The organism is Streptomyces sp. NPDC058086 (genome assembly GCF_042885015.1).
Classification (GTDB): Bacteria; Actinomycetota; Actinomycetes; order Streptomycetales; family Streptomycetaceae; genus Streptomyces.
Window position 1 is genome coordinate 1 of record NZ_JBHVST010000243.1, and the last position, 4,114, is coordinate 4,114.

Genomic DNA, 4,114 nt, shown 5'->3' on the forward strand with positions numbered 1-4,114 from the left:
GCGTTTGAGGACGAGGCCGTTCAGGCCGAAGCGGGGGTCTGGGGGCGCAGCCCCCAGGGATGGGACGGGTAGGGGCGGCGGGGGCGAGGAACGTCACCCCCGCCGCCCCCGGCGCTCAGCGCGCGTAACGCATCAGCGCGCGCACCATGTGGCACGTGGTGTCCGACGGCGGATGAACACCGATCGCCTCCGCAGTACTGCGGATCTTCTCGTCGCGGGCCTGATTCGGAACGTACACACCGGAGTCGAGCAGAGCGATCGCGAGACGCATCGCCTTGAGCCGGCGGTTGTGCGTGACGTACCACTCGCGAGGCCGCCCCGGCGGCAACGGGCGCTTCGCCACGGGCTCGTACGGCAGGTCCATCAGGACCGCCCTCTTGGACGTGGACTGAGTGGGCAGCGGCTTCAGTGCGGCAGCGGGCACAGGCATCCTCCTGTCGCGGTCAGGGCGTCATCCGGACCCCCCGGCGACACCCTCGAACACTGCTTCTAGTTTACTGCCCGGCACTGACATCCAGGGAGTCCACAGAGTCCGGCAAACGTCCAGGTGAACAAGGGAGTTGCCGCCGTGTCACAGCAGTTCCGCGAGGTGTGCGTGAGACGGCGGCAAATTCGAACAGACCCTCCGGTGGGCACGACGGGGAGCCGCCCACCACCCGCCGGGAAAGACGCGGCTCACGCCGTCAGGAGTAGGTCCAGCGCCACCCGTTGCGGTAGGCGCACGTGATGCCCGCACCGCCGGCATCCGTCGTCGAAGCGCCGTGGTCCCTGTTCCGGCAGTACTGCCCCGCCTCGCAGCAGTTGCCCGAGTTGGAGACGATCGAGCAGGTGCCGGCGTCGCTGCCCCCACTCGTGTCCGCCCCGGCATCCTGCGCGGCCTCGGTGACCGTCTCGGTCGGGCCCGGCGTCCACACCGTCTTGGTGACGGTGACCCGCGGCTTCGGCGTCGCGGTGACGGTGACGGTGACAGTGGCAGTGGCGGTGGCGGTGGCGGTGGCGGTCACCGTGACCGTCGGACGGGGACTGGCCGCCGCGGCCTTCGCCGCGTTCACCTCGTCCTGCGCGCTCCGGGTGCCACCCATGGCCCCCAGACCGAACAGGCGACCTTGTGTACGGATCAGTCATCTCGTCCCCCCTGGTTGTGCTTTCGGTGGGATGACGGTAGTTCCCGGCTTTGGCATATGACAGAGGCATGGAGATGGAGTGATGATCTTGTGATGAACCGACCCCTGGCCACCGGGGCCTCGGGGGCGGCGTGACGCCAGCGGGAAAGGGGGGTCACGCGTAACGTGTGCGGCATGGAGATCTGGATCAATCCGGCCTGTTCGAAGTGCCGCAGCGCCATCAGCCTGCTCGACGCGGAGGGTGCGGAGTACACCGTCCGCCGCTACCTGGAGGACGTACCCACGGAGGACGAGATCCGGGCCGTACTGGAGCGGCTGGACCTCGAACCGTGGGACATCACGCGGACACAGGAGACCCTCGCCAAGGAGCTCGACCTGAAGTCGTGGGCACGGGACGACAGTTCGCGCGGGCAGTGGATCAAGGCACTGGCCGAGCACCCGAAGCTCATCCAGCGCCCGATCATCACGGCGGACGACGGGACGGCCGTCGTGGCACGCACGGAGGAAGCGGTCCGGGACGCCTTGACTCGCATGTGACCCACGCCACTTCGCTGACTCGTGTTAACCATTGAGTAACCCTGTTCGGGATCTCGTACATAGCGGCACACGGATCGCATCCGGCCGCCGCACGAGGCGGCCACGGACAGGAGGCGCGCATGTCGCGTAGAAGGACTCTCAGTCCCAAGAAGAAGCTCGCGTTGCTGGTCAGTGCCGCCGCCGTGGCCGGAGGTGGCGCGTTCGCCATGGCGGCCACCTCGAACGCGGCGCAGACCGAGAACGGCCGGACCCTGTCCGCCGCGGACTCGACGGTCTGCCAGGGGCTCACCACCGCCCTCGGCAACAACCAGAAGTTCATCGACGGCCAACGGGCCAATCCCGACGCGCAGTCGGCGGCGCGGATCGCCAACCGCGAGGCGGTCATCGCACAGATCAAGGTGCAGCAGAAGGCGTCCGGTTGCGCGGTTGGGGAGTCGGCTCAGGGCTCCCAGACCACGCAGCCCGCGCAGTCCGCCCAGCCGGCGACGACCACACCCGCGCAGCAGCAGACCACCGCACCCGCGCAGGGGACGGGTGGTGGTGGCGCCGCCACCGGCCAGCAGGTCTGCAACGGCTCGACCGTCACCCTCTCGGGTGAGGGCGGCGCCCCTGCCGCGTCCAGCAACCAGTTCCCGGCCGGGACCAAGCTCAAGGTCACGAACCTGGACAACAACAAGTCCACGACCGTGCAGGTCACCTCCGTGTCGGGCAGTTGCGTACTGCTCAACAACGCGGCGTTCGAGCAGGTCCGGGAGCCGGGCAAGTTCCTGATCCGCCGGGCCCGGATCGAGAAGGTGGGGTGAGCGCCCACACCTGACGACTGAGGAACTCCGCCGACCGGACGGCGGTACCGGCCGGGCCGCGTACGGCAGCAGCCCCGCGGCCCGGACCGCCCCCCCCGAAGCGGGTCGTGCGTCCTGCTGTTCGCGGCCACGAACAGCAGGACCGGCACGTGGAGCGAGTTCGATACCGCACCCGGCGGTCACGGAGCCCGGTGCGCGCCCGCAAACCCATCGCATACGAGACGTCGCCACCGGGACCGGGAGGATCACGGTGGGCCGACGCATGTTCTCGCGGACTTCGCGAGCGGGCCGCCGATAGCGGTCGCGAATCGCTCTCGGCGAGTGAGTCGCAGCACAGAGGCACCAGGTAACACGGGGTTCACATTCGAGCAATGATCGGGAAATCGCCTGTTGACAGGCTGCCGGGCATTACCGCGGCGCCCCAGTGCCGCAGCGCCGCAGCACCCGCAGTGCGCCCAAGACACACCCCGAAGGATGTGGCCCGTGACCTTCAAGGCTGAGTACATCTGGATCGACGGCACCGAGCCGACGGCCAAGCTCCGTTCCAAGACGAAGATTCTGGGCGACGACGCCAAGGGTGCCGAGCTGCCGATCTGGGGCTTCGACGGGTCTTCCACGAACCAGGCCGAGGGTCACGCCTCGGACCGCGTACTCAAGCCCGTCGCGACCTTCCCGGACCCGATCCGCGGCGGCGACGACGTCCTCGTGATGTGCGAGGTCCTGAACATCGACATGACGCCGCACGAGTCCAACACCCGTGCCGCGCTGGCCGAGGTGGCGGAGAAGTTCGCCGCGCAGGAGTCGATCTTCGGTATCGAGCAGGAGTACACCTTCTTCGACGGGGAGCGCCCGCTCGGCTTCCCCGTCGGCGGCTTCCCGGCCCCGCAGGGCGGCTACTACTGCGGCGTCGGCGCGGACGAGATCTTCGGCCGTGACGTCGTCGAGGCGCACCTCGAGAACTGTCTCAAGGCGGGCCTCGGCATCTCCGGCATCAACGCCGAGGTCATGCCCGGCCAGTGGGAGTTCCAGGTCGGCCCGCTGGCGCCGCTGGAGGTCTCCGACCAGCTCTGGGTGGCCCGCTGGCTGCTCTACCGCACCGCCGAGGACTTCAACATCTCCGCGACCCTCGACCCCAAGCCGGTCAAGGGCGACTGGAACGGCGCCGGCGCGCACACCAACTTCTCCACCAAGGCGATGCGCGAGGGCTACGACGCGATCATCACCGCGTGCGAGTCGCTGGGCGAGGGCTCGAAGCCGCTCGACCACGTCAAGAACTACGGCGCCGGCATCGACGACCGCCTGACGGGTCTGCACGAGACCGCCCCGTGGAACGAGTACTCCTACGGCGTCTCCAACCGTGGCGCCTCGGTCCGCATCCCGTGGCAGGTCGAGAAGGACGGCAAGGGTTACATCGAGGACCGCCGCCCGAACGCCAACGTCGACCCGTACGTCGTCACGCGCCTGCTCGTCGACACCTGCTGCACCGCCCTGGAGAAGGCCGGCCAGGTCTGATCCGCCCCACACGCGAACGAGGAGGGGGCCCCCCACCCCGGGGGGGGCGCCCCCCGGGTGGGGGGAGAAACCGCGCCGGTACATGGGGGGGAGATTCTTTCGCGGGACGCCCCCGCCGAACACGAACAATTAAACCCC

5 protein-coding genes are annotated in these 4,114 nt (G+C 69.0%); 3 read left to right on the plus strand and 2 right to left on the minus strand.

Annotation, left to right across the window (positions count from 1 at the left end; translation table 11 throughout):
• Positions 1-115: 115 nt before the first annotated feature.
• Together ACFVWD_RS57640 and ACFVWD_RS57645 are read right to left on the minus strand one after the other, a co-directional pair.
• Positions 116-424 carry a hypothetical protein gene (locus ACFVWD_RS57640; RefSeq protein WP_101405555.1) on the minus strand — a complete coding sequence of 103 codons (309 nt, stop codon included), beginning with the start codon at positions 422-424 and terminating at the stop codon, positions 116-118.
• A 259-nt stretch (positions 425-683) separates the two neighbouring features.
• On the minus strand, positions 684-1,121 hold the full coding sequence (locus ACFVWD_RS57645) for a hypothetical protein (RefSeq protein WP_389607134.1): 438 nt from the start codon (positions 1,119-1,121) through the stop codon (positions 684-686).
• A 177-nt stretch (positions 1,122-1,298) separates the two neighbouring features.
• Between ACFVWD_RS57645 and ACFVWD_RS57650 the strand changes: the two genes are divergently transcribed.
• The 3 genes from ACFVWD_RS57650 to glnII all read left to right on the plus strand — a co-directional run bounded on the left by ACFVWD_RS57650 (position 1,299) and on the right by glnII (position 3,976).
• Positions 1,299-1,661: an arsenate reductase family protein gene (locus ACFVWD_RS57650; protein ID WP_389607132.1), complete on the plus strand. Its 363-nt coding sequence runs from the start codon at positions 1,299-1,301 to the stop codon at positions 1,659-1,661.
• 119 nt (positions 1,662-1,780) lie between these two features.
• Positions 1,781-2,464 carry a hypothetical protein gene (locus ACFVWD_RS57655; protein ID WP_168490725.1) on the plus strand — a complete coding sequence of 228 codons (684 nt, stop codon included), beginning with the start codon at positions 1,781-1,783 and terminating at the stop codon, positions 2,462-2,464.
• 483 nt (positions 2,465-2,947) lie between these two features.
• Positions 2,948-3,976, plus strand: coding sequence for a glutamine synthetase (gene glnII / locus ACFVWD_RS57660; protein WP_101405551.1), 1,029 nt, complete (start codon positions 2,948-2,950; stop codon positions 3,974-3,976).
• Positions 3,977-4,114: the final 138 nt, after the last annotated feature.

Bases quoted from the DNA above. Each gene is read 5' to 3' on its own strand.
- ACFVWD_RS57650 (WP_389607132.1), top strand. From the start codon at position 1,299: ATGGAGATCTGGATCAATCCGGCCTGTTCGAAGTGCCGCAGCGCCATC.
- ACFVWD_RS57655 (WP_168490725.1), top strand. From the start codon at position 1,781: ATGTCGCGTAGAAGGACTCTCAGTCCCAAGAAGAAGCTCGCGTTGCTG.